The sequence below is a fragment of the Achromobacter sp. 01N37 genome, assembly GCF_056399725.1.
The window spans coordinates 238,908-265,323 of record NZ_JBFTRX010000005.1; the positions used below are offsets into that span (position 1 = coordinate 238,908).

The 26,416-nt window shown below is 63.0% G+C and carries 24 protein-coding genes; 3 read left to right on the top strand and 21 right to left on the bottom strand.

The features are described from left to right. Nucleotides 1-22: 22 nt before the first annotated feature. The 14 genes from cysD to AC1DSJ_RS12725 all read right to left on the bottom strand — a co-directional run bounded on the left by cysD (nt 23) and on the right by AC1DSJ_RS12725 (nt 16,751). Nucleotides 23-931, bottom strand: coding sequence for a sulfate adenylyltransferase subunit CysD (gene cysD, locus AC1DSJ_RS12660; protein ID WP_054423693.1), 909 nt, complete (start codon nt 929-931; stop codon nt 23-25). 40 nt (nt 932-971) lie between these two features. Continuing rightward, nucleotides 972-1,742: a phosphoadenylyl-sulfate reductase gene (locus AC1DSJ_RS12665; protein ID WP_441370678.1), complete on the bottom strand. Its 771-nt coding sequence runs from the start codon at nt 1,740-1,742 to the stop codon at nt 972-974. Next, nucleotides 1,739-2,803: a sulfate/molybdate ABC transporter ATP-binding protein gene (locus AC1DSJ_RS12670; protein ID WP_054423694.1), complete on the bottom strand. Its 1,065-nt coding sequence runs from the start codon at nt 2,801-2,803 to the stop codon at nt 1,739-1,741. Before AC1DSJ_RS12670 ends, AC1DSJ_RS12665 begins: the two co-directional genes overlap by 4 nt. Before the next feature lie 26 nt (nt 2,804-2,829). Next, nucleotides 2,830-3,732: a sulfate ABC transporter permease subunit CysW gene (gene cysW / locus AC1DSJ_RS12675; protein WP_441370677.1), complete on the bottom strand. Its 903-nt coding sequence runs from the start codon at nt 3,730-3,732 to the stop codon at nt 2,830-2,832. Beyond that, nucleotides 3,729-4,619, bottom strand: a complete 891-nt coding sequence (gene cysT, locus AC1DSJ_RS12680; protein WP_054423698.1) for a sulfate ABC transporter permease subunit CysT — start codon at nt 4,617-4,619, stop codon at nt 3,729-3,731. Before cysT ends, cysW begins: the two co-directional genes overlap by 4 nt. Nucleotides 4,620-4,643: 24 nt before the next feature. Beyond that, nucleotides 4,644-5,672 (bottom strand): sulfate ABC transporter substrate-binding protein, encoded by a 1,029-nt coding sequence (locus AC1DSJ_RS12685; protein WP_054423699.1) that lies wholly within the window; start codon nt 5,670-5,672, stop codon nt 4,644-4,646. Nucleotides 5,673-5,885: 213 nt separating this feature from the next. Further along, nucleotides 5,886-6,527, bottom strand: coding sequence for a peroxiredoxin (locus AC1DSJ_RS12690; protein WP_054423700.1), 642 nt, complete (start codon nt 6,525-6,527; stop codon nt 5,886-5,888). A gap of 92 nt (nt 6,528-6,619) precedes the next feature. After that, entirely contained in the window at nt 6,620-8,446 is a 1,827-nt protein-coding gene (locus AC1DSJ_RS12695) for an acyl-CoA dehydrogenase (RefSeq protein WP_346552336.1), read from the bottom strand. Nucleotides 8,447-8,518: 72 nt separating this feature from the next. After that, a complete protein-coding gene (gene aspT, locus AC1DSJ_RS12700) occupies nt 8,519-10,219 on the bottom strand; it encodes an aspartate-alanine antiporter (protein WP_441370676.1) in 1,701 nt (566 codons plus the stop codon). 33 nt (nt 10,220-10,252) lie between these two features. Then, nucleotides 10,253-12,076 (bottom strand): bifunctional aspartate transaminase/aspartate 4-decarboxylase, encoded by a 1,824-nt coding sequence (locus tag AC1DSJ_RS12705; protein ID WP_054423704.1) that lies wholly within the window; start codon nt 12,074-12,076, stop codon nt 10,253-10,255. A 113-nt stretch (nt 12,077-12,189) separates the two neighbouring features. Continuing rightward, the gene (gene aspT / locus AC1DSJ_RS12710) at nt 12,190-13,881 is read right to left on the bottom strand and encodes an aspartate-alanine antiporter (RefSeq protein ID WP_054423706.1); all 1,692 of its coding nucleotides are present in this window, start codon (nt 13,879-13,881) and stop codon (nt 12,190-12,192) included. Nucleotides 13,882-14,075: 194 nt separating this feature from the next. Next, nucleotides 14,076-15,005, bottom strand: coding sequence for an electron transfer flavoprotein subunit alpha/FixB family protein (locus AC1DSJ_RS12715; protein WP_054423708.1), 930 nt, complete (start codon nt 15,003-15,005; stop codon nt 14,076-14,078). 2 nt (nt 15,006-15,007) lie between these two features. Then, a complete protein-coding gene (locus AC1DSJ_RS12720; RefSeq protein WP_054423710.1) occupies nt 15,008-15,757 on the bottom strand; it encodes an electron transfer flavoprotein subunit beta/FixA family protein in 750 nt (249 codons plus the stop codon). Nucleotides 15,758-15,827: 70 nt separating this feature from the next. Continuing rightward, on the bottom strand, nt 15,828-16,751 hold the full coding sequence (locus AC1DSJ_RS12725; protein WP_441370675.1) for a histone deacetylase family protein: 924 nt from the start codon (nt 16,749-16,751) through the stop codon (nt 15,828-15,830). A gap of 10 nt (nt 16,752-16,761) precedes the next feature. On the opposite strand from AC1DSJ_RS12725, the gene mltB reads away from it, so the two are divergent. After that, the gene (mltB, locus tag AC1DSJ_RS12730) at nt 16,762-17,916 is read left to right on the top strand and encodes a lytic murein transglycosylase B (protein WP_054423712.1); all 1,155 of its coding nucleotides are present in this window, start codon (nt 16,762-16,764) and stop codon (nt 17,914-17,916) included. Nucleotides 17,917-18,021: 105 nt separating this feature from the next. Here mltB and AC1DSJ_RS12735 read toward each other — a convergent pair whose 3' ends face one another. Next, nucleotides 18,022-19,071, bottom strand: coding sequence for a cyclase family protein (locus AC1DSJ_RS12735; protein ID WP_175169675.1), 1,050 nt, complete (start codon nt 19,069-19,071; stop codon nt 18,022-18,024). A gap of 66 nt (nt 19,072-19,137) precedes the next feature. On the opposite strand from AC1DSJ_RS12735, the gene AC1DSJ_RS12740 reads away from it, so the two are divergent. Beyond that, the gene (locus AC1DSJ_RS12740; protein WP_054423723.1) at nt 19,138-19,914 is read left to right on the top strand and encodes an IclR family transcriptional regulator; all 777 of its coding nucleotides are present in this window, start codon (nt 19,138-19,140) and stop codon (nt 19,912-19,914) included. Continuing rightward, nucleotides 19,911-20,891: a Bug family tripartite tricarboxylate transporter substrate binding protein gene (locus AC1DSJ_RS12745; RefSeq protein ID WP_441370674.1), complete on the top strand. Its 981-nt coding sequence runs from the start codon at nt 19,911-19,913 to the stop codon at nt 20,889-20,891. Before AC1DSJ_RS12740 ends, AC1DSJ_RS12745 begins: the two co-directional genes overlap by 4 nt. Before the next feature lie 130 nt (nt 20,892-21,021). Here AC1DSJ_RS12745 and cysM read toward each other — a convergent pair whose 3' ends face one another. The 6 genes from cysM to AC1DSJ_RS12775 form a co-directional block, all read right to left on the bottom strand. Then, nucleotides 21,022-21,930: a cysteine synthase CysM gene (gene cysM, locus AC1DSJ_RS12750; protein WP_054424663.1), complete on the bottom strand. Its 909-nt coding sequence runs from the start codon at nt 21,928-21,930 to the stop codon at nt 21,022-21,024. A 93-nt stretch (nt 21,931-22,023) separates the two neighbouring features. Continuing rightward, nucleotides 22,024-22,584, bottom strand: a complete 561-nt coding sequence (locus AC1DSJ_RS12755; RefSeq protein WP_441370673.1) for a ComEA family DNA-binding protein — start codon at nt 22,582-22,584, stop codon at nt 22,024-22,026. 228 nt (nt 22,585-22,812) lie between these two features. Further along, nucleotides 22,813-23,802: an ADP-glyceromanno-heptose 6-epimerase gene (gene rfaD, locus AC1DSJ_RS12760; protein ID WP_054423726.1), complete on the bottom strand. Its 990-nt coding sequence runs from the start codon at nt 23,800-23,802 to the stop codon at nt 22,813-22,815. Then, on the bottom strand, nt 23,799-24,740 hold the full coding sequence (gene rfaE1, locus AC1DSJ_RS12765) for a D-glycero-beta-D-manno-heptose-7-phosphate kinase (RefSeq protein WP_054423730.1): 942 nt from the start codon (nt 24,738-24,740) through the stop codon (nt 23,799-23,801). The genes rfaD and rfaE1 overlap by 4 nt, the downstream gene beginning before the upstream one ends. Further along, nucleotides 24,737-25,951 (bottom strand): lipopolysaccharide assembly protein LapB, encoded by a 1,215-nt coding sequence (gene lapB / locus AC1DSJ_RS12770; protein WP_054423732.1) that lies wholly within the window; start codon nt 25,949-25,951, stop codon nt 24,737-24,739. The genes rfaE1 and lapB overlap by 4 nt, the downstream gene beginning before the upstream one ends. Before the next feature lie 60 nt (nt 25,952-26,011). Beyond that, a complete protein-coding gene (locus AC1DSJ_RS12775; protein WP_441370672.1) occupies nt 26,012-26,326 on the bottom strand; it encodes a LapA family protein in 315 nt (104 codons plus the stop codon). Nucleotides 26,327-26,416 lie beyond the last annotated feature (90 nt).

Genomic DNA, 26,416 nt, shown 5'->3' on the forward strand with positions numbered 1-26,416 from the left:
CCGCAGCCGGCGTATCGTGCATTCAGAAATAGCCTTCCTTCTTGCGGCGCTCCATCGAGGCCTCGGAAGTCTGGTCGTCCATGCGCGTGGCGCCGCGCTCGGTGATATCCGTCACCGCCGTCTCGGCGATGATGGCGTAGGTGTCGGCGGCGTCAGACGCTACCGGGCACGTGCAGGAAATATCACCCACCGTGCGGAAACGCACCGGCAGGCGCTCGACCTGCTCGCCCTCTTGCGGCGGCGTCAAACGCGTCACCGGCACCAGCAGGCCCTTGCGGCGCACCACCTCGCGCTCGTGGCTGTAGTAGATCGACGGCAGCGCCAGCTGTTCGCGCTGGATGTATTGCCAGACGTCCAGTTCGGTCCAGTTCGAAATCGGGAAGACGCGCATGTTCTCGCCGCGATGCACGCGGGTGTTGAACAGGTTCCACAGTTCCGGGCGCTGCGCCTTGGGGTCCCATTGGCCGAATTCGTCGCGGAACGAAAAGATGCGTTCCTTGGCGCGCGCCTTTTCCTCATCGCGACGCGCGCCGCCAATGCAGGCGTCAAAGCCAAATTCTTCGATCGCTTCAAGCAAGGTGACCGCCTGCGCCGCGTTGCGCGAATCGGTCTCGCGGCGCAGCACCACGCTGCCGCGCTTGATCGAATCTTCCACGCTGCGCACGATCAGGGTTTCGCCCAGTTCGGCGGCGCGCTGGTCGCGAAACGCAATCACTTCATCGAAGTTGTGACCCGTATCGATGTGCATGAGCGGGAACGGAAAGCGTCCCGGGCGAAAGGCCTTTTCAGCCAGGCGCAGCAGCACCACGGAATCTTTACCACCCGAGAACAGCAGCACGGGCTTTTCGCTTTCAGCAGCCACCTCGCGCAGGATGAATATCGCTTCCGATTCCAGCCAATCCAGGTGGCTGCGTTGGATCACAGCAGACATAGGTATTCCCCTAAAACAGATTTCGAATTCATGGACGGCGTCAATCGCCGCGCGCCACAACACTGATGACCCGGTTGCCCGCGTGCAGGCCGCATTCCTTGGAGTCGGACGACTCCCACCACCAGCGCCCCGCCCGCAGGTCTTCGCCCGGGCGGATCGCGCGCGTACAGGGTTCGCATCCGATGGACGGGTAGCCCTGGTCGTGCAGCGGGTTGTACGGAATGCCCAGCGCCCGGATCAGATTCCAGACATCGTCTTCGCTCCACTCGGCCAGCGGGTTGAACTTGTATAGGCCGAACGTCGCGTCTTGCTCTTCCAGCGGCAGTTCGCCGCGCGTGGTGGACTGCTGACGGCGCTGGCCGGTGATCCACGCGCCGCGCCCGGCCAGAGCACGCTTGAGCGGCTCGACCTTGCGGATCTGGCAACAGGCTTTGCGCAAGTCCACGCTTTCGTAAAAGGCGTAGGCGCCATGCGCCGCCACGTGTTCCTCGACGGCGGAGGCAACAGGCCGGTAGACCGTCACATCACGCCCGTAACGCGCACGCACGGCTTCCAGCACGCCCAGCGTTTCGGCATGCAGGCGCCCGGTATCCAGCGTGAAGACTTCCAGGTCCAGGCCCGATTCGTAGATGGCGTGCGTCAGCACCATGTCTTCGGCCGCCAGCGACGAGGCCAGCGCGGCGTCCGGGTAGCGGCGCTGGACTTGCGCCAGGCGCTCGACCAGGTCGCGCCAGCGTTGGGCCAACGCGGGTTCCAGGTTGGCGAGAAGATCGGACGAGCGATCAACAGAACGCGCAGATACAGTCGTCATGGCTGCACCGCAAAAATACGGGCGCGCCGCGGACGCGCCAACAGAGTTTCGCCATCGCGCAGGTTCAGCTCCCGGTACTGGTACTCGGGCACTTCGGCTTCGATGATGGCGTCGGAATCCTGGCGGGTCAGTTCCAGATACGCGCTGGGTCCGGCCAGATACGCATGCGCCAGCCGCACTGGTATCCCCTCGCCGCCCGCGCGATAACGTTCGATGTCGAACTCGTGCGGGCGCACATAGGCGGTGGCGCGCTGCGCATCCGCTTGCGCCAGATCAGGCGCGGGCAGCGACAGCCCCGCGCCTTCCCAAACGCCACGCGTCGCCACGCCCTGCAATTGGTTGACGTCGCCCAGAAAGCCATAAACGAACGGCGTGGCCGGGCCTTCCCAGACTTCGCGCGGCGTGCCCACCTGCTCAATACGGCCGGCGTTCATCAGCACCACGCGGTCGGACACTTCCAGCGCTTCTTCCTGGTCATGGGTGACGAACACGCTGGCCACATTCAGTTCATCATGCAGCCGGCGCAGCCAGCGCCGCAGTTCCTTGCGCACCTTGGCGTCCAGCGCGCCGAACGGTTCGTCCAGCAACAGCACGCGCGGTTCAACGGCCAGCGCGCGGGCCAACGCAATGCGTTGACGCTGCCCGCCCGACAGTTGCGCCGGGTAGCGGTCGGCCAGCCAGTCCAATTGCACCAGCGTCAACAGCTCATGCACCTTGCGCTTGATCTGGTCTTCCGGCGGACGCTGCGAACGATGCTTCACACGCAGGCCGAAGGCCACGTTTTCAAACACCGTCATGTGCTTGAACAGCGCATAGTGCTGGAACACGAAACCCACCTGACGCTGGCGCACGTCCACCGCGGTTGCGTCTTCGCCCGCAAACAGCACGCTGCCGGAATCCGGCGCTTCAAGACCCGCGATGATGCGCAGCAGCGTCGTCTTGCCACAGCCCGATGGCCCCAGCAGCGCCACCAGCTCGCCGGTTTCGATGTGCAGCGATACGTCATTCAGCGCCCGGAACTGGCCGAACTGCTTGGATAGATTACGAACTTCGATACTCATGCTTGTCTCCGTCTGAACCGGGCGCGTCAGGCGACGGCCGGTTTGAGGGTTGCCGCCGGTTGGCCGGGGTATTCGACCGGCAGGTCGGCCGCCCGCAGGAAGCGCGCGTTGCGCCACTCGACTACGTTCTTCGCCACCAGCGTCACCAGCGCCAGCAAGGCCAGCAGCGATGCCACGGCAAACGCCGCGGAGTACTGGTATTCGTTGTAGAGAATCTCGACGTGCAGCGTCATCGTGTTGGTCAGCCCCCGGACTTGCCCGGACACCACCGACACCGCGCCGAATTCGCCCATGGCGCGCGCGTTGCACAGAATGGCGCCGTACAGCAGGCCCCACTTGATGTTCGGCAGCGTCACGCGCCAGAAGATCTGCCAGCCGCTGGCGCCGAGTGTCAGCGCCGCCTGCTCTTCTTCGCTGCCCTGCGCCTGCATCAGAGGAATCAATTCGCGCGCCACAAACGGAAAGGTGACAAAGAGCGTGGCCAGGATGATGCCCGGCACGGCGTAGACGATCTTGATGTCGTGGTCCTGCAACCAGCCGCCCAGCCAGCCTTGCGTGCCGAACAGCAAAATGAACACCAGCCCGGCCACCACGGGCGACACCGAGAACGGCAGGTCAATCAACGTGATCAGGAACTGCTTGCCGCGAAACTGGAACTTGGTAATGGCCCAGGCTGCCGCCACGCCGAACACCAGGTTCACCGGCAGCGCAATCGCAGCCACCAACAACGTGAGCTTGATGGCGGACCACGCGTCCGGTTCGACGATGGCGTCCAGATACAACTGCCAGCCTTTCTTGAACGCCTCGGCGAAAACAGCGGCCAGCGGCACCAGCAGAAACAGCGTCAAAAACGCCAGCGCGCTGAACAGCAGAATGCCGCGCACCCAGCGCGGCTCGGTCAGATGGGCGGGACGATCCGATGCGCTCATGCGAGCCTCCCCAGGTTGCGGCGCGCCTGCCAGCCTTGCAGCAGGTTGATGACCAGCAGCAGCACGAACGACAACACCAGCATCACGGTGGCGATGGCGGCAGCACCGGCGTAGTCGAACTGTTCAAGCTTGGAAATGATCAGCAGCGGCGTGATCTCGGACACCATGGGCATGTTGCCGGCGATGAACACCACCGAGCCGTACTCGCCCACCGCGCGCGCAAACGCCAGCGCAAAACCCGTCATCAGTGCAGGCGTGATGGTGGGCAGCAAGACGCGGCGGATGGTCTGCCAGCGGCTCGCGCCCAGGCTGGCCGCGGCCTCTTCGATTTCGCGTTCCACGTCTTCCAGCACCGGCTGCACGGTGCGCACCACGAACGGCACGCCGATGAAGATCAGCGCAATCACGATGCCCAGCGGCGTGAACGCGACCTTCAGGCCAAACCATTCAGACAGCGGCCCGCCCAACCAGCCCTTTTGGGAATACAGCGCGGTCAGCGCAATGCCCGCCACCGCCGTCGGCAGTGCGAACGGCAAGTCCACCAGCGCGTCCAGAATCTTCTTGCCGGGAAAGCGATAGCGCACCAGCACCCAGGCGACAACCGTGCCGAACACCAGATTCACCAGCGCCGCAATCAGCGATGCGCCGAACGTCAGCTGATAAGACGCCATCACCCGAGGCGCCGTCACGGCGTCCCAAAACCCTTGCCAGCCCAGTTCCGCGCTCTTGATGGGCAAGGCTGCCAGGGGGATCAACACGAGCACGCTCAGATACAGCACCGCGTAACCCATGGAAATGCCGAATCCGGGCAGCACGCCCGGGCTATTGCGCCGAACGGCAAAAGGCGCTTGCGCGCCGTTTGCCGTCGGGTTCGAGGCAGTCGTCATGGCCGTCGTCCGATCGTCGTCTGATTATTTCTTTTGCGGCAGGTAGATCTGGTCGAAGGTGCCGCCATCACTGAAGTGATCTTTCTGCGCCTTGCGCCAGCCGCCGAAGATCTTGTCGTCGATGGTGACGAGCTTGACCTTGGGGAACTTGCTTTCGTACTTGGCGGCGACCGTCTTGTCGATGGGCCGGTAATAGTTCTTCGCAATGATTTCCTGCGCGGCGGGCGTGTACAGAAATTCCAGATAGGCCTGCGCGGCGGCGCGGGTGCCCTTCTTGTCGACGATCTTGTCGACGATGGCCACCGGCGGTTCGGCCAGAATGGACAGCGACGGCACCACGATGTCGAACTTGTCCGGACCCAGCTCTTCCAAGGCCAGGAAGGCTTCGTTTTCCCAGGCCAGCAGCACGTCGCCCACACCGCGTTCGACGAAGGTGGTGGTGGCGCCGCGTGCGCCCGTATCCAGCACCGGCACATGCTTGAGCAGGTCGCCGACATACGCGCGGGCTTTCTCTTCGCTGCCGCCGTTCTTCTCCAGCGCATAGGCCCAGGCGGCCAGATAGTTCCAGCGCGCGCCGCCCGAGGTCTTCGGGTTCGGGGTGATGACTTGCACGCCGTCTTTCACCAGATCGTCCCAGTCCTTGATGGCCTTGGGGTTGCCCTTGCGCACCAGGAATACGATGGTGGACGTATAGGGCGAGCTGTTTTGCGGCAAACGGGTCTGCCAGTTCTCGGGCACCAGGCCGCGGTCGGCGATGGCGTCGATGTCATAAGCCAGCGCCAGCGTCACCACGTCGGCTTCCAGCCCGTCGATGACCGAGCGCGCCTGGCGGCCGGAACCGCCGTGGGATTGCCGGATCGTCAGGTCGACGTTGGCCTTTTCCTTGTACTGCTTGATGAAGGCGTCATCGATGGCGCGATAGAGCTCGCGCGTCGGGTCGTAGGACACGTTCAGCAAGGTCTGCTTTTGCTGCGCGTGAGCCGGGGCGATCGCCGCCAGCGAAACTGTCACCGCCGCCAACGCGGCCAACCAACCGGCTTTCCTGAAAGACATCCCTTGCTCCCTGTATTTGGCAATGTGGAAGCAAGTGTGCTGGCTGGACATTCTGAACGGAACGAATCATTTTTTGATTGCTCATCGCCTCCAGGCATATAGGACAAGTCTTACGCATAAAAAAAACCACCGCGTTTCCCTATGAGAAAGGCGGTGGTTCGGGCGGCTGAACGCCGCGTTCGGATGGGGAGGGCTACCCCCCAAATTCCGAATTTACTTATTCGGTTGCGGCGTAATGCGCAGGTACGGGCGCACGGCCTTGTAACCCTTGGGGAACTTCTGCTTGATCACGGCTTCGTCTTGCAGGGACGGAACGATGATCACATCGTCGCCATCTTCCCAGTTGACCGGCGTGGCCACGCTGTGGCTGTCGGTCAGTTGCAGCGAATCAATGACGCGCAGGATCTCGTTGAAGTTACGGCCCGTGCTGGCCGGATACGTGATGATCAGGCGCACCTTCTTGTTCGGATCGATGATGAACACCGAACGCACCGTCAGGGTGGCGTTGGCATTCGGGTGGATCATGTCGTAGAGCTCGGAAACCTTGCGGTCCTTGTCGGCCAGGATCGGGAAATTGACCTTGGTCGATTGCGTGTCGTTGATGTCTTCGATCCACTTCGAGTGGGAATCGGTGCCGTCCACCGACAAGGCCAGCACCTTCACGTTGCGCTTGGCGAACTCGTCAGCCAGCTTGGCCGTGTAGCCCAATTCGGTCGTGCACACCGGCGTGAAATCGGCCGGGTGCGAAAACAGCACGCCCCAACTATTGCCCAGATACTCGTGGAAGCGGATGGGGCCGGCCGAGGATTCCTGCTCGAAATCGGGGGCGGTATCGCCCAGACGTAGATGACTCATGGTGTCTCCTATGCAATGCAGTTGAGAGGGGCTCGTGTGAAACGATTCTTCCATCAAACCTTCGGTGGAGGAAATACGCAAGCCATATAACCTTATGCAATATCTGAAGCCGCTCCGCAAGCGTCTGCGATGACGCCAGCGCGCACCGCCGCGGACAGCGCCAATGCGCGCGGCAGGATGTGCGCAGCATAGAACAATCCGGTTGCGATCTTTGACGAATGGAACGGGTCGGTGGACCCCGCGGCAATGTGCTTGCGGCAGGCCAGCACCGCACGCGCCATCTGCCAGCCGCCATGCACCACGCCCGCCAGCATCAGGTACGGCACGCTGCTCGAATAGACGGCCCGGACGTTGGCGGCCGACTGCTCAAGAATAAAGCCCACGCCGGCTTCATAGGCCTGAATGGCGCTGTCCAGGTTGTCGCGCAGCAGGCGCAGCGCATCGCGCTCGTTCGCCGCCGCCCGGGTCGATTCCGCTTCCACCGCACGCAGCGTTTCGCGCATCGCCGCGATGGCCGCGTAGGCGGTGGCGCCGCCGTCACGCTGCGTCTTGCGGCCAACCAGATCATTGGCCTGAATGGCGGTGGTGCCTTCGTAGATGGGAAGAATGCGCGCGTCGCGGTAAAACTGAGCCGCGCCCGTTTCCTCGATGAAGCCCATGCCGCCATGCACCTGAATGCCCAGCGAGGCCACTTCCACGGCCATTTCGGTGGAATAGCCCTTCACCACCGGCACCATGTATTCGTAAAACGCGCGGTTGCGTGAACGCTGTTCCGGGTCAGGATGGTGCGTGCCCTTGTCGTGCGCCGCGGCCGTCACGTAGGACACCGCACGCGCCGCTTCCGTCAGCGCCTTCATCGTCAAGAGCATGCGCTGCACATCCGGGTGATGCACGATGGCCACCGGCCCTGGCGACCCTTCCACCGCGCGGCCCTGCACGCGTTCGCGCGCATAGGCAAGCGCATGCTGATACGCGCGTTCGGACACGCCTATGCCCTGCTGGCCCACCGAGTAGCGCGCCGCGTTCATCATGATGAACATATATTCCAGGCCGCGGTTCAGCTCGCCCACCTGATAGCCCACCGCGCCTTCGCCGACATCGCCCTTGCCCGAGCCGTACAGCAGCTCGGCCGTCGGGCTGCCATGGATGCCCAGCTTGTGTTCCAGCGATGCGCACCACACGTCGTTGCGCTTGCCCAGGCTGCCATCGGCATTGACCAGGAACTTCGGCACGATAAAGAGCGAGATACCCTTCACACCCGCCGGCGCATCCGGCGTGCGCGCCAACACCAGGTGGATGATGTTCTCAGCCAGGTCGTGTTCGCCAAACGTGATGAAGATCTTCTGCCCGAACAGGCGGAACGTGCCGTCGTCCTGGCGCACCGCGCGCGTGGCGACCTGGGCCAGATCCGACCCGGCCTGCGGCTCGGTCAGGTTCATCGTGCCCGTCCATTTGCCGGCGATCAGGTTCGGCACATATTGCTTGCGCTGCGCCTCCGACCCCACCGTCAGCACGGCTTCGATCACGCCGTCCGTCAGCATCGGGCACAAGGAAAACGCCAGACTGGCCGCCTGGATATTTTCGCCCGGCGCTGCCGCCACCAGCTTCGGCAGCCCTTGCCCTCCCCACATCTGCGGGTGCTGCAAGCCCTGCCAGCCGCCTGCCGCATAGTCCTTGAACCCTTGCGCATAGCCAGGCGTGGTCGTGACCTGCCCATCTTTCCAGACGGGCGGCTGCGTATCGCCTGGCACGTTAAGGGGCGCCACGGCCTGCTCAACGAAGCGGCCGTTCTCGTCCAGGATGGCGTCCACCAGGTCGGGGGTAACCTCTTCAAACCCGGGCAGTTTCAGGATGGCGTCCAGGCCGGCAAGCTCTTTCAGCGCGAAGCGGAAATCCTGTAGCGGGGTGACATAGGGCATTGCGTCTCCGTGGGCAAATGACAGCGAGGCGCCGGGCGCCTCGTGTCTACTGCGATTCTTGATGTGTGCGGTTTAACTCAGATGGTACGCCAATGACACAATGATCGGCCCCAGCACCGGCAGCAACACGTTGGCGATCGCGTAAGTAACGGTGTACCCCAACAGCGGCACGGAGCTGCCGCTGGCATTCAAGATGGCGCTGATTGCGGGTGTGCTGACGTGCTGGCCGGCAATGGCGCCCACCAGCAGGGGCCCTTCAATCTTCAGGATCTTGTGGCCCACCCATAGCGACAGGCAGGCAGGCCCCAGTGACACCAGCAAGCCAATCAACGGCAGCACGGCGCCATGCTCTCGGATCAGCGACACCGCCTCCGGCCCCGCCGACAATCCCACGCAGGCCACAAATACGGCCAGCCCCAAGTCTTTCAGCAACTGCACGGCGTGGCCGGGTATATGACCCAATGAAGGCCGCTTGGCGTTGATCCAACCGCAGACCAGGCCACTGACCAGCGCCCCGCCGCCACTGCCCAGGGACACCGGAATGCCCCACATGCGCGCGCTCAGGCTGCCGATCATCAGCCCGGCAAGAATGCCGAAGGCCAGAAACACCAGGTCCGTAATACCGCTGCGGCGCAGTTCGTTACCCAGCGCCGCACCGGCTTCCGACAATTCAGGCTCGGTGCCCACCAGCGTGACCAGATCGCCATACTGCACGACGGTGGACGGCGTCAGCGGCAACACATGGCCGGAACGCATGATGGATTGCACGAAGACGCCGCGCGCCCGGCGCGCGCCGGGCCGCTTGGACAGCTCGGCCACCGTGTGTCCGTTAATGGCCTTCTTGTTAACGATTACCGCCAGCTCGCTCAGTTGAAGGTCATCCACATGGCCTTCAGGCAGCTGGATCTCGGGGCCGACGACCGACCCCGCGCGCAGCGCGAATCGGCGCAAGCCCAGCACCACGACGATATCGCCCGTCTTCAGCGTGTCTTCGGGCGTGGCGTCCACCACTTCGCCATTGCGCAGAATACGGCTGATCACCGTGCGTCCGCCCAATTGCGCTTCAACGTCGCCCACGTGCATGCCGTCGGCGTCCTTGACCACATGGGCGCGCCCGACCAGGCGCGGCAAGGTGGGCAGGTTGGCTTCTTCGCTGTCGCCCGAGGCCACGCCCAGCTTCTCTTCCAACGCTTTGGACGCCTCGCGCAGGTTGATGCGCAACAGCGCGGGCGCGACCTGGCTGGTGAAGAAGACGATGCTGATCAGGCCCACCAGGTACGTCAGCGTGTAGGCCGTGGCGATGTTGGCCTCCATGCGCTGCACTTCGGCGTCGGCCAGCCCCAGATGCTTGAGCGCTTCGGCCGCCGTACCCACCACCGCCGATTCCGTCGCCGCCCCCGCCGCAAGACCCGCTGCCGTGCCGGCATCCAGGCCAAACAACGGCACCGCGGCCAGCACGATGGTCAGCACCAGCAGCGCCTCGATAATCGGCAACGCGATGTAGCGCAGGCTGGAACGGTTCAGGTTGGCGAAAAATTGCGGGCCACCGGAGTAGCCCATGGCGAAGATGAACAGGGCGAACGCAACCTCTTTCAAGTCGCCGCGCATCTGGCAGCCCGTCTGGCCGATCAGCAGGGCGACGATGAGTGTTCCGCACACTCCGCCCAGCTGAATCGGCCCGACCTTGAGCTTGCCGATCAGGTATCCCAAACCCACCGTCACGAACAACACAGCGATGGGGACGCTATTGAAAAACCCGATTGAGCACGTCATGAGGTCATGTCGCCCTGTGGTTGCCTGCGTCTGCTAGCGTGCGGTCGCCTTCTTGGCCGACTTGGCGGCGGTATCCGCCTTCTTCACTGCCTTTTTCACCGCCGTCTTGGCTACCTTCTTCGCCGCCGTCTTGGCGGCCTTCTTGGCGGCGCCGGCCTTGAGCGTCTGGCCCTTGCCTGCCGTCGGGCCCGAACGCACCAGCTCGGACGCCTTCCAGGCTTCGACGTACTCGGTCGCGCACTCGACCATGTACTTGCCGATCTTGGCGTAGTCACCGTCGTCCAGGTTCGCCAGCGAGATACGGATCGACCACGGCGGGCCGCCAAAACCGCCGCCATCCATCAGCACCACGCCTGACTTCTCGGCCAGACGGAACAGGAAGTCCACCGGTTCGTAGTTGCTCGTCATGTACTTGCAGAAGGCGTCGCCATACATGACCTTGGCCCAGACCATGAAGTCCAGTTCCACGTAATACCAGCCGCGCATCGGATCTTCGGGCGGCAGCGGAATGCCCAGCCCGCTCCACAGCGAATCGCGGCGGGCGCGCACGATCTGCATGGTCAGATGCTTGTAGGCGTCCTTCAGGTCGAGCAGGTGGGACAGCGCAAAAAAGCCCATCTGCACCTGCTGCGGCAGAGACAGGCCCGCCGTATGGTTCAGCGCCACGTTGCGGCTGTCGGCCACCATGCGGTCGATGAACTTGAGCTTCTCGGGTTCCATCGTCATGGCGCCGTAGCGCTTGTTCAGACGCTGTTTCCAGGACGCCGGCAATTCAGCGATGCGGCGGTCCATCGTGTTCTTCTCGTGCGTGGCAATAACGCCCAGGCGCCAGCCCGTGCACCCGAAGTTCTTCGAGAAGGAATACACGCAGATGGTGTTGTGCGGCACTTCGGCCATCAGCGAACGGAAGTTCGGCACGAAGGTGCCGTACACGTCATCGGTCACCAGCACCAAGTCAGGATTCTTGCGGATCAGGCGCACGATCTGCTTCATCTCGACCGGGCTGAACGCCACTGACGGCGGGTTGCTGGGGTTCACTGTCACGGCCAGCTTGATCTTCGGATTCTCAAGCTTGGCGATTTCGGACGCCGGATAGTGCCAATCGTGCGTGCCGTCGGCGCGCATGCTGTTGGCATTGATGGCCACAATCTTGAACTGGAAGCGCTCAAGGTGGGCAATTTCGATATACGGCGTAAACGTCGGCAGGAACAGCGCGATGGTGTCGCCCTGCTTCAGCAGGCCGTTCTGCATCAGCGAGTCAAAGATGTAGCACATGGCGGCGGTGCCGCCTTCAACCGGGAACAGATCGAACTTGCCCTTGGGCGGGCGGCCGTCGCACATTTCCTTGATCAGGTAGTCGTGCACGATCTGTTCGATATGCACCAGCGCGCGCGGCGGCACAGGGTAGTTGTCGCCGATGATGCTGTCGGTCAGCTCATGAATCCATTCATCGGGGTCGAAGTTCTTGATCTTCACGCCGTACTCAAGCACCCCGACCAGAAAGTCGTAGCCGTCTTCGCCCTTGTGCTTGGACAGGAATTTGCGCAGGCGGTCTGCGCAGCCCTTCTTGCCCGGCATGCCCGCCAGAATGGCGTCATCGCGCACGCGGCGGGCTTCCTTCATGGCGAACTGGCCCAACAGGAAGAAGGCGTCGCGCGGCTCGGTGGCGATCCAGTTCGGATTGCCGCGGCCAGCGTTCAACATGGTCAAGGCAGCCGTGTGCTGATTGTCCTTGGCCAGCGTAATCAGATAATCCTTCAGCTCAAAGGGAGACAACTGTTCAAGGTCGCGCTGGCGCGAACGGGTGGTTTTCAAGGCCGAGGCCAGGCTGACGGTAAGAGGCGCGGTGGAAGCCATTTTTCAGTACTCCTGGTTTGCGTTGTGATTAGCGCTTGCCGGGGTAGTGCGAGCGAGCATGCCCGCCGCCCCGATGTGCTGCCCGCAAGCCGCGAGGCTTGCGGGGCGTCCCACTAAGTCATGAGCATGACGATGACAATGCCCCAGATGATGAGCAGGGTATTGCCGATCGCATAAGGCACCGTGTAGCCCAGGGCGGGCACCTGGCTTTTCGCCGTTTCGGTGATTTGGCCGATCGCGGCCGTCGTGGTGCGAGCGCCTGCGCAGACGCCCAGCACGATGGCCGGATGGAATTTGAAGACATAGCGGGCGATGAACACGCCCAGAATCATTGGCACACTGGTGGCGATGATGCCGGCCACAAAAAGCTTGGCTCCCAATTGCTGGAAACCCTGGACAAAGCCTGGCCCGGATGTAATGCCGACCACGGCCACAAAGGCTGTCAGCCCGACTGAGGTCAGGAACCAGTGCACGGGCTCCGGCACGCGGCCGAAGGTTGGGTGCACAGAACGCAGATAGCCGAAAATCAGGCCGGAAATCAGCGCGCCGCCAGACGTCGACAAGGTGATGGGAATACCACTGACCGTCAGCACCAGCGAGCCGAACAGGCCACCCAGCAAGATGCCGAAGCCCACGAACACCATGTCGGTCTGCTCGGTGGCGCGGTCCACATACCCCAGCCTGCCCACCACGCGTTCAACGTCACGCTTGGCGCCCAGGATGAACAGGCGGTCACCGCGATCCAGCTTCAAGCCCCAATTGACGGGCATCTCATGGCCGCCACGCACCACCTTGCGCAGGAACACGCCGCGGCCCAGTTGGCGCACGGTCTCGTTTTCCGCGAGTTCCTTGAGCGTCTTGCCGGCCACATTCTTGTTGGTCAGCACCACTTCAACGATCTCGGCGGGCAGGTTGATCACGTCGCGGTCTTCAACCTCGTTGCCGATAATGCCGCCGGCCTGCAAGACCAGCGCGTCATGGCGCCCGGTCACGCCCAGCACATCGCCGGCCTGGAGCACGGTGGTGGAGTCGTTATCGATGATTTGATCGCCGCGCCGAATACGTTCGACGAACACACGCGCATCGACAAACTTCGCTTCCAGTTCGCCAACCGTCTTGCCGATGAGTTCGGCGTGATCCAGCTTGTAGGCGCGCGCGGTGAACTTGCGGTAGCCGGACAGCTCCATGGAGTCGCTGCTGCCGGACATCTTGGCTTCGTATTCCTTGCACTCTTTGACGATGTCCACGCCCATCAGCTTCGGGCCCAGCGAGGCCAGCAGCCACGCGCTGCCAACGGTGCCGAAGATGTAGCAGACCGCGTAGGCGACCGGGATGCTGTCGATCCACTGCTTCTTGGTTGCGGCATCGACGCTCAGGCCGTTGATCGTGTCCGTGGCCACGCCCATCACCGCAGAAATGGTTTGCGCGCCAGCCAGCAGCCCCGCACCGGTGCCGGCATCAAAGCCAAAGCCCACGGCGGTTGCCCACGTGACCAACAAGCAGATAACGCAAATGATGACCGCGAAGATAACCTGGGGAAGGCCATCGCTTTTCATGCCGCGGAAGAATTGTGGTCCGACGCCGTAGCCTAGACCGAAGAGGAAAAGCAGGAAGAACACCTGCTTGAGAATGGGGGCAATCGTGATGTCTAGTTGTCCGACCAGCACACCGACCAGCAAAGTACCTGTTACCGCGCCTAAATTAAAACCAAAAAGCTTTTTGGCTCCGATCCAATACCCCAAACCGAGGGTCAGAAAGATCGCTAATTCAGGGTACTTCCGCAATGTGTCAAAGAACCAATCCATCCCGAATCTCCTTCGTTCTGTACAGGCCAAGCACGTGCGCGAACAATCCCGATGCGCGCGGAACACATTATCAGAATCTTTCAGAAATTCAAAAGAAATACGACAGACGAATTAGATCGTCGCAAAATATCTGAGACGAAAAAAAGCCCGTGGACGTTAATCCACGGGCTCTTCAAACACCTTGAACAGGCGGCTTACAGCGCGCCAGTCAGTTCGGGCACAACCTGGAACAGATCGCCCACCAAACCATAATCGGCCACGCCGAAAATCGGGGCTTCGGGATCTTTGTTGATGGCCACAATGACCTTCGAATCCTTCATGCCGGCCAAGTGCTGGATGGCGCCCGAGATACCCACGGCCACGTACAGCTGCGGCGCAACAATCTTGCCCGTCTGGCCCACTTGCCAGTCGTTCGGCGCGTAGCCGGCGTCGACCGCAGCGCGCGAAGCGCCCAGCGCCGCGCCCAGCTTGTCAGCCAGCGGGTCCAGGATCTTGAAGTTTTCGGCGCTGCCCAGACCGCGGCCGCCCGACACCACCACGCGCGCACCGGCCAGTTCAGGACGGTCGCTCTTGGCGACTTCGCGGCCCACGAACGTGGACTTGCCCGAATCGGCAACGGCAGCGATTTCTTCCACCGCAGCCGAACCGCCTTGCGCCGCAACGGCGTCAAAGCCCGTCGTGCGCACGGTGATGACCTTCACGGCGTCGGCCGATTGCACGGTGGCAATGGCGTTACCCGCATAGATCGGGCGCTGGAACGTGTCGGCGGATTCCACGCCGATGATGTCCGAAATCTGCGCCACGTCGAGCTTGGCCGCAACGCGCGGCGCCACGTTCTTGCCCGAGGCGGTAGCCGGGAACAGGATGTGGCTGTAGTTCGATGCCACGGCCAGCACTTGGGCGGCGACGTTCTCGGCCAGGCCGTCGGCCAGTTGCGGCGCGTCGGCCAAGAGGACCTTGGCGACACCGGCGGCGGCGGCGGCCTGATCGGCCACGGCGCGCGCGTTGGCGCCAGCGACCAGCACGTGCACGTCGCCTCCGATCTTGGCGGCGGCGGCGACGGCGTTCAGGGTTGCGCCCTTCAACTGGGCGTTATCGTGTTCGGCAATAACCAGCGTCGTCATGTTCAGACCACCTTCGCTTCGTTCTTGAGTTTGTCCACCAGGGCAGCAACGTCAGCCACCTTGATGCCGGCCTTGCGGGCGGGCGGCTCGCTGACCTTCAGCGTCTTCAGGCGCGGCGCGGCATCAACACCCAACTCTTCGGGCGTGACGGTGTCCAACTGCTTCTTCTTGGCCTTCATGATGTTCGGCAGCGTGACGTAACGCGGCTCGTTCAGGCGCAAGTCGGTGGTGACGATAGCCGGCAGCGTGAGCGTCAGCGTTTCCAGGCCGCCGTCCACTTCGCGCGTGACCGTGACCTTGCCGTCGGCGAGTTCAACCTTGCTGGCGAACGTGGCTTGCGGCCAGTCCAGCAGCGCGGCCAGCATCTGGCCGGTTTGGTTGGCATCGTCGTCGATGGCTTGCTTGCCCAGGATGACCAGTTGCGGCTGCTCTTTGTCGACCAGCGCCTTCAACAGCTTGGCGACAGCCAGCGGCTGCAGTTCGGCATCGGTCTGGACCAGCACGCCGCGATCGGCGCCAATGGCCATGGCGGTGCGCAGCGTCTCCTGGCATTGCGCAACGCCGCAAGAAACCGCCACGACTTCAGCGACGGCACCCTTCTCTTTCAACCGGGTCGCTTCTTCGACGGCGATTTCGTCAAAGGGGTTCATGGACATCTTCACATTGGCGATATCCACGCCAGTCTGATCCGACTTGACGCGCACCTTGACGTTGTAGTCAACGACGCGCTTGACAGGTACCAACACCTTCATCCCGCAGCCTCCAAATGGAAATAATTACCCGGCATGCGCCGGGATCGCATTGCACAATTTTTTCCTGATTCTACAGCTTAGCCAGCGCTCGTATATGCGCAACCACGCTGCGACCCAGGGCAGATAAGTTGTAACCACCTTCCAGCGTACTGACGATCCGCCCCTGACTGTGGCGTTCGGCCACATCGACGAGCTGTTCCGTTATCCACGCATAGTCGGCTTCCACCAGGCCCATCTGGCCCATGTCGTCCTCGCGGTGCGCGTCAAAGCCCGCTGACACAAGGATCAGTTCCGGCCGGTGCGCGTCGAGCTTCGGCAGCCAGGTGTCGGTGACGATCGTCCTGACGGCGGCCCCGCCCGTATAGGCGGCCACCGGCACGTTGATCATGTTGTCGGCCGGGTGCTCGGCGCCGCTGTTGGGAAAGAACGGATGCTGGAAGAAGCTGCACATCAGCACGCGCTCATCGCCCGCGAAGACGTCTTCGGTGCCGTTGCCGTGGTGCACATCGAAGTCAACGATGGCCACGCGCGACAGGCCGTGAAACTCCAGCGCATGGCGCGCCGCAATGGCCACGTTGTTCAAGAAGCAGAACCCCATCGCCTGGGAACAGCAGGCGTGGTGCCCGGGCGGACGCACCGCGCAGAACGCCGTGCGGGCCTCACCGCCCATCACCGCATCCACCGCCGCCACGCCCGCGCCGGCGGCATACAGCGCGGCTTCATAGGTGTGGGGATTCATCAGGGTGTCCGGATCTATCGGGTAATACCCTTGGTCCGGCGTATGTTCTCGCAAACTGTCCAGATACTGGACGGTGTGCACGCGCAGCACGTCATGGCGCGACGCCTGAGGCGCCTGCCGGTCGTCCAGATAGGGCATCAAGCCGCTGGCTAATAGCTGGTCGGAAATGGCGTCCAGCCTCTGTGGGCTTTCGGGATGCCAACTGCCCATTTCATGCAAGCGGCATGCGGGGTGGGTAAGATACATGGTCTCCATAAGGAAGATTATGTTCATCTGTCGGCGATTACTGCAACTCGGAGCGCTTTCCGCCCTGTTGGCGGGCTGCTCCACCACCGCTCCCACTGCCCCGAATTCCCTTGCCACCCAACCGGTGGCCGCCTCTGGCAACACTGCTATCCGCATCGGACCTAGTACGCCGACACCAGGCTCCGAACTGCCGGACGACGCGCCCGCCACGCTGACCGCCACCGGCGCCTTGCGGCCGGAAGTGCGTGCGTTCGTGGAAGAACTGGCCGCCGAACGCAACCTGCCGCTGAACCCCATGGTGAAGGCGCTGGAAAGTTCGCGCTACAACGCCACGGTGTCGCGCCTGATTGCGCCCGCCCCGCCGGGCAAGAAGATCTGGCGCAGCTGGCTGACGTACCGCTCGCGCTTTGTCGAACCCAAGCGCATCGGCTGGGGCGTGGAGTTCTATAACGAAAACCGCGACCTGCTCAATCAGGCCGCGCAGCGCTTTGGCGTACCCGCGCCCATCATTGCGTCGATCATTGGCGTCGAAACGCTGTATGGCCGCAACATGGGCAACTTCCGGGTGCTGGACGCGCTGGCCACGCTGGCCTTTGACTACCCCGATCCCAACAAGCCCGAACGCGCCACGATGTTCCGCGGCCAGTTGGGCGACTTCCTGACGCTGGTCATGAAAGACAAGCTGGAACTGGAAACGCGCGGCTCGTACGCCGGCGCCATCGGCATGCCGCAATTCATGCCGACCAGCATCATGCATTACGCGGTGGACGGCGACGACAACGGCCATATCGACCTGACGAACAACACGCAGGACGCCATCATGTCGGTGGGCAGCTTCCTGGCCCAACATGGCTGGCAACGCGGTCTGCCGGTGTTCGCGCCCGTGGTGCTGCCGGCTGATCCGACAGCGCTTGTCGATGGCGGCCTGGAACCCAAGCAAAGCTGGAGCACCCTGTCAGCCGCAGGCGCTCGCCTGCAACCGGGCGCGTCGGCCACGGGTTGGGGAGGCCAGCCGCTGGGCGTGGTCGACTTGGTGGAAGAGGCCCGGGGCACCGCCCAGTACCGCGTAGGCACGCCCAACTTTTTCGCGCTGACGAAATACAACCGCAGCTACTTCTACGCCACGTCGGTCGCTGATCTGGCCGCTGAGATTGAAGCCCGCGTGAACCGCTGATCTTCTTGTCAGAAAAAAGCGGCGCCTGGGCGTGAGTCCAGGCGCCGCTTTTTCATGCTTACCGCCGAATGCCTCAGGCCGCCTCGCCCAAGTTTGCCGACGGCCTCACACGGTGGCCACCGGCGTGACGGGCGAGCCCACCGCGCCGGGCAGGTTCAGGGGCGGGGCTGTCAGCAAAAACCGGCTGCGTCCATTGGTTTGCAACCATCGCGCAAGCTGGCCCAAATACCACATCTCGCCAATCGGCATGCCCAGCTTGAAGATGCAATGATGATGCAGCGGCAACGCGGCGCAGCAGGCGTTGGGCTTTTGCGTGGGGTAGATCTCCAGCGCATGGTTGTCGGATGCCATCGCCGCCACTTTCGAATCCGAAATCCATTGCAGCAGCTTCTCATCGCTGCCATCCAGGCCCGCGCAGATCTCGTGCAGCGTATGCGCATCCGGCTCGCGGTTCTTCTCCAGCAAGGCGTCGCCGAACTCGGTGTGGAACAGGACGATATCGCCCCGCTCGATCTCGATCCGATCGCTTTCCAGAATACGCATCAGATCGTCATAGCCGACGGATTTCTGCGCCCGGCCATAGTGCTTGGCCAAGTCGACCATCACGCCGCGGCTTTGCAAGCAGGATTCAGCCAGCTGCGTGATGTCCAGCTTCTTGGCATTTGACGCCACGCCCTGCCCCAGATCGGTCTTGGCAAAACCGTTGTCTACGTCGTAGTCCACCGGGCCGACCACGTGATCATTGGGCCGGTAGCCGTTGTAGTAGACGCGTTCAGGCAGGCCGTCGCCATTCGCATCGAACAACGCGCCTACGTGCGCCAGGGAATCCCACTGCGTCGAGTACTGCAGGCTCATTTCGACAATATCGTCGCTCAGCACGTCCACGCAGCCCGGACGCAGGCGCCCCAGCGGGAAATTCATGTACTGGTCGCCGTCCCGTTCCGTGGGACGCAGCTTGGGCGGAAGACGCCTGACATTCACACCATTGCCGCCGGGATAGTCCAGCGGGAGCGACAGGCAGAAGCTCAGGCCCTGGCGGACTTCGCCTATGCCCATCAACACGTTCTCGGGAGTGATGTAATTCAGGCAACCGCGCTGATCGTCAGGCCCAAAGTCTCCCCAGTTCGATCCTTCGGGACGGTTCTTCCATCTCATGCGTCGCAACTCCTTGGCGTTGAAAGCGGATTGACATAAATTTATCACGTATAGGATACTAACATCATGGATGTGAAAACAGCTGCTCGAGTTCTGGATGTACTGAACCTCTTTGCCGAGGAGCAGAAGCCATTGCTGTACAGCGAAATCGCCGCCCAGATGCAGATCCCGCTGTCCAGTTGCCATGGCTTGCTCAAAACCATGGTGGCCCGCGGCTATCTCTATGAAATCGGCAAGAAGCACGGCTATTACCCGACCCAAAAGCTGATCCACGTCGCCACGCTGATTTGCCGCAGCGACCCCTTGAATGCGGTCATCGAACCCGTGCTGGAACGAGTCCGCGACCTGACCGGGGAAACCGCCCTGCTGGCCAAGCTGGCCGACGACAAAGTCGTCTACCTGATCGTGGCTGAATCCAAGCAGACGATCCGCTTCTCCCACCAGCCCGGCGGATTCAAAGCGGTGCACGCCACCAGCTCAGGCAAGGCGCTGTTGTCCGTACTGCCGCCGGAAGAACGCCAAAAATGGTTCAAGGCCTATAGCGGATTCACTGCGTTCACGGACAGCACTATCACCGCCCGCGATGCCTTTGATCGCGACCTGCAGGCAGGAGTCGCGCGGGGCTGGCAGCGTTCGGTCGGTGAAAACGTCGAAGACGTGATGTCCGTATCGCTCGGGTTCCGGGCCTATGAACAACCCTTTGCCATTGTGGTGGCCGGCCCCCTGGGCCGCATGCTCAAAAACGAAGCCACCACTGGAAAACAACTGGAAGAGGTCAAGGCGCTGCTGCATGCGGCCCTGCCCTCCGCCAACCTCACCTTTGTTGGAGAAGACAGTAGATGAACAAACGCAGCTTTCTTGCCGCGGCATGCACGATGATCACCACCGCCGGACTCCCCTTGGCCGGCGCGCAAGCGCAAGGCACTTATCCGGACAAACCGATACGCGTCATCATGCCGTGGGCGGCTGGCGGCCCGACCGATGTGGTGGGCCGTGTGGTCGCAGTGCAAATGGGGGAAATTCTGGGCCAGCCGCTGGTCATTGAAACCCGCGCAGGCGCCAGTGGCACAATCGGCGCGGCTCAGGTCGCCCGGGCCCCCGCCGACGGCTACACGCTGCTGATGAATCCGTCCGTTCAGGGTATCTACCCCGCCCAGTTCAAGAACCTGAGTTTTGACCCGATCAAGGACTTCAGGATGGTAGGCGTGTTGGGCACGGTGCCGATGGTGGCTGTCGTCCCGCCCACCTCCAAGTTCAAGACCTTTGCCGACCTGATCCAGCACGCCCGCGCGCAGCCGGGCACACTGACCTTCGCCTCCCCCGGGGTCGCCACGCTGCCGCATCTGGCCGGTGAACTGATCAATACGTCCACCAAGGCCTCCATCTCGCACGTTGGATACCGCGGCAGCAGCCCGGCCCTGACCGATGTCGCAGGCGGCCATGTCGATCTGATGTACGCCCCGCTGGCGCCTGCGCTTCCGCTGATCCAGAGCGGCAAGGTCGTTCCGCTTGCCGTCACCACCAAAACGCGGCTGGCCGATCTTCCCAACGTGCCCACCATCGCCGAAACCGTGCTGCCCGACTTCGATATCGTCACGTGGTACGGCATGTGGGTGCCCAAGGATACGCCCGAGCCCATCATCGCCAAGCTCAACAAAGCCATGGTCGAGGCGTCGAAATCATCGAAGGTCGTCGAAGCCCTGAAATCGCAGGGCACGCTGCCCAGCACGACGGGCTACCAGGAAGCGGAAGCCTTCAATATTGCGGAAAGCGCACGCTGGATCAAGGTCATGAAAGACGCGAATATTCAGCCTGAATAACGCAGGACTGCCACGTGGCGCTTACGGCCGCATGGCAGCCCCGCAATGGAAACAGCCCGGCCCAGGAAAGGCTATTCCTGGGCCGGGCTGTTTGCTTCGGCAGCCCGTCAGGCTGCCGAAAAACCAGATATCAGTTGAACACGCCGGTGGACAGATAGCGGTCGCCGCGGTCGCACACGATGAAGACGATGGTGGCGTCATTGACGCGTTCGGCCACGCGCAGCGCAGCGACCAGCGCGCCAGCGGACGAGATACCGCCAAAGATGCCCTCTTCCGCGGCCAGCCGGCGCGCCATGACTTCGGCTTCCGATTGCTCGATGGATTCATACGCATCGACGCGGCTGCGGTCGAAGATCTTCGGCAGATAGGCCTCGGGCCATTTACGGATGCCCGGAATCTGCGAGCCTTCTGCGGGTTGTGCGCCCACCACCTGCACCGCCGGATTGCGCGACTTCAGGTAAGTCGACACGCCCATGATCGTGCCCGTCGTACCCATCGCGCTGACGAAATGCGTGATGCGCCCATCGGTCTGGGTCCAGAGTTCAGGCCCCGTGGTTTCGACGTGCGCGCGCGGGTTGTCGGGGTTGGCGAATTGATCCAGCACCACGCCCCGGCCGTCTGCCTGCATTTCAGTGGCCAAGTCGCGCGCGTACTCCATGCCGCCCTTGTCGGCCGGCGTCAGGATCAATTCCGCGCCATAGGCCGCCATGGCCGCCCGGCGTTCCACCGACAGGTTGTCCGGCATGATCAAAATCATGCGGTAGCCCTTCATCGCAGCCGCCATGGCCAGGGCAATGCCCGTGTTGCCGCTGGTGGCTTCAATGAGGGTATCGCCCGGTTTGATGTCGCCGCGTGCTTCCGCGTGATTGATCATCGACAAGGCCGGGCGGTCTTTCACGGAACCGGCGGGATTATTGCCTTCCAGCTTGGCCAGGATGACGTTGCCACGCGCGGCGCCCGCGGCACCCGGAATGCGCTGCAATCGGACCAGCGGCGTGTTGCCGACGGTCTGCTCGATAGTGGGATAGGTAGTAGTCATGCGGTCGATCATAACTCCGCCCGGCGGCAGACGCGGCGAAAAGCCGCGCTCCCGCCAGGGGTTCCCGAGTGAATTTCCGAGTGGCTGGGAAGCTCAGGGCCGCACGGCGGCCGCAGAGCCGGACCCACCGGCTGGAACGCCAGCAGACTTGCCGGCGGCTCTGGACCCAGACTTGGCCGCAGCCCCGGCGCCAGCCCCCGTCGCCGGCTTGGCTTCACCCGGTTTGGCGACTTCCGTCGCGCTGCCCGCGGCCCCCTTGCCCACCGCGGATGACGGCTCCCCGTCGCCCACCTGCAAGCCTGCCGCTTGCAAGGCCTGCGCCTTTTTCTGACCGATACCGCGCACCCGTTCGGCCAGGTCTTCAAACGATTCGAACTTGCCGCCCCGGTCGCGCTCGGCAATGATGACTTCGGCCGTGCGCGGGCCGATGCCGCGAATCGTCTCCAATTGCTGGGCGTTGGCCTGATTGACGTCCAGCGCGTGGGCCTGGGGCGCGACAAAGCCTAGCCCGACCGTGACCAACAGTGCCCCCATTGCACGCCGCAACGCATGCCGGCCACGCTTTGCACGCATGGCCGCCATCGGCGAACGAAGCGCGTGGGTTGACGAGCATGGCAGCAATCCGGTGGGGGTGGACTCGATAAATGAATTCATGGGTGTCTCCTGAATGGATCTGTGCACAACGATTGTTGCGCCACCCCTGGATGATGGCCGCCCGCCCCGCGCTTGGGCCGCGCAGTGAACGGATTGATCCACCTCGGCAACTACGCAGACGAAAAAAAGCCACCAAATCGGTGGCTTCATTTTCACGACATGCGCCGCGCGAATTGCAGCACTCGTGCAGCACTGATGCAGCACTTATTGCAGCGCTCAATCAAGCATTTATCGACGCGCGCGCCAGTACCGCACGTACTCGGCCACGCCCGTCTGCACATCCCGCATCGGGGCGTAAAAGCCCGCCGTGCGCAGCTGCGTCACATCGGCTTGCGTGTAGCTTTGATAGCGCCCCTTCAGATCGTCCGGGAACGGGATGTAGCGGATGAGATCCAGCTCCACCAATTGCGCGAGCGTCAATTCGGCTTCGCCACGTTCCGCGCGCAAGGTGTTCACCACGGCCGCCGCCACGTCATTGAACGGTTGGGCGCGCCCCGTGCCGCAGTTGAAGATGCCCGACTGTTCCGGGTGATCCAGGAAGTGCAGGTTGACCGCCACCACGTCTTCCACCGAGATGAAATCGCGGCTCTGCCCGCCGTCCACGTAACCGTCCCAGCCCGCAAACAGGCGCACATGGCCGTGTTCCAGGAACTGGTTCATGTTGTGGAACGCCACCGAAGCCATGCGACCCTTGTGTTGCTCGTGCGGGCCGTAGACGTTGAAATAGCGCAGGCCCACGACCTGCGCGGTCAGGCTGTTCATGCGTTTGCGCAGGACCTGGTCGAACAGCAGCTTGGAATAGCCGTAGACGTTCAACGGGCCTTCGTTGGCAGGGTCTTCGACATAGATCGACGAGCCGCCATAGACGGCGGCGGACGACGCATACAGGAACGGAATGCGGCGCTCCTGACAGAACTCGAACAACTCCAGCGTGACGCGGTAGTTGTTGTCCATCATGTAGCGGCCGTTGCGCTCGGTCGTGTCCGAACACGCGCCCTGGTGCAGCACGGCGCGCACGGCGGGCAGGCTGCCGTCAACGACGCGGCGGCGGAAGTCGTCCTTGTCCATGTACTCGGCGATCTGGCAATCGACCAGATTGACGAACTTGTCGCCCTCGGTCAGATCGTCCACCGCGATGATGTCCGTGATGCCGCGGCGGTTCAGCCCGCGCACCAGATTGCTGCCAATGAAGCCTGCGGCTCCGGTTACGACGATCATGAGGGTTCTCCTGCCAATTCCGCGGCGGTGACGACGGACGTGCCCAGCTTGCCCACGGCAATGCCGCCGGCCTTGTTGGCCCAGCTCATCGCCTCGGCCCACGGCAAGCCGATGGCGCGCGAGACGGCCAGCGTGGCCAGCACGGTGTCGCCCGCGCCGGACACATCGAACACCTCGTGCGCTTGCGCATCGATGTGGTCACGTCCGGTATCGGTAAACAAAGTCATGCCCTGCTCGGAACGCGTCACAAGCAAGGCTTCCAGGTCCAGGTCAGCGCGCAGGCGCTGCGCGCGATCGGTCAGTTCAGCTTCGGAATTCCAGCGGCCCACCGCCTGCTGCATTTCCGAACGGTTCGGGGTGACAAGCGTTGCGCCACGATAGCGCGCGTAGTCATCGCCCTTGGGGTCCACAAGCACCGGGATGCCTGCATGGCGCGCCATGGCCACCAGTGACTCGACGCGGGTCAGCACGCCCTTGGCGTAGTCGGACAGCACAACGATGTCGTGGTTGGCCAGATGACGCGCCAGCGCGGCGTCAACACTGTCGAGTGCGGCCTGCTCCGGATGCTGTTCGAAGTCCACGCGCAGCAGCTGCTGCTGGCGGCCCAGCACGCGCATCTTCAGCGTGGTGTGCAAGGACGGGTCAGCGATCAGGTCAGCCTGGATGCCGGCTTCAGCGGACAAACGGCGGATGCTGTCGCCCGCCTCGTCCGCGCCCAGCACGCCCACCAGCGTCACATGGCCGCCCAAGGCCGCCACGTTGCGCGCCACGTTGGCGGCGCCGCCCAGGCGGTCTTCGCGGCGCGCCACGCGCACCACCGGCACCGGCGCTTCCGGAGAAATGCGTTCGACTTCACCGAACCAGTAGCGGTCCAGCATGATGTCGCCGACCACGAGAACGCGGCTATGCGAAATGGCTTCGGCGGGGAAAGGCTTCATTCAAGTTCTTCCAGACGGCGCGGCGCATAGGTTTCCCAGGCGTTGCAGCCGGGACATTGCCAGTAAAAACGACGCGCTTGAAAACCGCAACTACGGCACGCATAGCGGTCCAGCCGTTGCGTATGCTTGTGGATCAGGCTGCGCAACAGCGTCAAATCGGCGCCAGGCACCGGCCCTTGCTCGGCGCCCGCATCCGGGTTGGCCAGCTCGGCTTCCAGCAAGCGATCCAGGCCCAGCAGGGACGGGTGACTGCGCAGCGCACCCCGCGCAAACGCCCAAGCCACGACCGAGCCCTGTTGCACGCGCAGCTCGCGGAACACGACGTTGAAGAGATCCAGCGACGCATGGCGCTGATACTGCTTTTGCAGGAAGTCCAATCCCGCTTCCACCTGATTCGCGGCGCGGTAATTGGCCAGCAACTGCTCGGCGACGAGCCCCGCAAATTCGGGGGCGTCGGTCATGACCGACTCCAGGTACAGCCGTTCGCGCTTGGGATCTTGCTCCATCAGCGCCAGGCGGGCGCGCAGCATGGCAGTGCGCACCATCGCGCCCTTGCCCGCGGCCGGGTCGGTCGTGGACAAGGCGTGATCAGCGGCGTCCAGCGCCTTGTGCGCGGCATCCACATCCGCCGGCTTGGCGGACAGCGCCGTCTGCGCCTGTTCGCAGTAGTAGTGCACGATCTGCGGCACCGGCTCATCAACCAAACCTTGCAAGGTTTTGACGGCTTCAATGGCGCGCGGCCAGTCGTGTTCGGATTCAAAAATCCGGATCAGCGAACGCAAGGCGGGCAGCGCATAGCGCGTGTCCTTCAATTGCTCGAACCCGCTTTCGGCGCGGTCGAGCATGCCAGCCTTGAGGAAGTCTTGCGCCAATTCATGCTGCGCGTGCTCACGCTCGGCAGCCGGCAGGTCGGAGCGGCTTAGCAGGCTTTGATGCACGCGGATGGCGCGTTCCATCTCGCCACGGCGGCGGAACAGGCTGCCCAGCGCAAAGTGCAGCTCGGTCGTTTCCGGGTCCAGTTTGGCGACTTCGACAAAGGCGTCAATTGCGCGGTCGGGTTCCTCGTTGAGCAGGAAGTTCAGGCCCCGGAAATACGAGTCAGGCAGGCTGCGGGTTTCCCGAAGCATTTGCCGGATATCGAAGCGCGCGGCCAACCAGCCCAGCGCGAACAACACCGGCACGAAAATCAACCACCAAGGTTCAAAATCCACGTTTCGGGCTCTTGCGGTAATTCAGTGCGAAATTGACGGCGTGCAAGGATCGGCGCGCCATTACAGCGGCGACATCGGCGCAACGGCTTCGGGCGGCACGACAGGCATGGTGCCATTCACCGCAGCCTGCACGCGGTCCAGCTCGCGGCGCAAGCGAATGGCTTCGCGGCGGCGGCGCATGGCGGCGGGCACGGTCAGCAGCAGGCCAAACAAGGCGCCCGCCACAAACACCACCAGCATCACGACGATCAACGGCACGTCTTGCACGACGTAGTCCGCGTAGAACTTCACGGCAACCGGATCGGTGTTCTTCAAGGCGAACATCAATACCGCAATAAACACGAGCAATCGCAGGGCCCAGACTAGATAGCGCATGACGCATGCTCCAAAGAATTCAAGACTGTCAATTGTAAGCGACGTCTTAAAGGTCCCAAGAAAAAAAATCCCCGCATCACGGCTGCACGG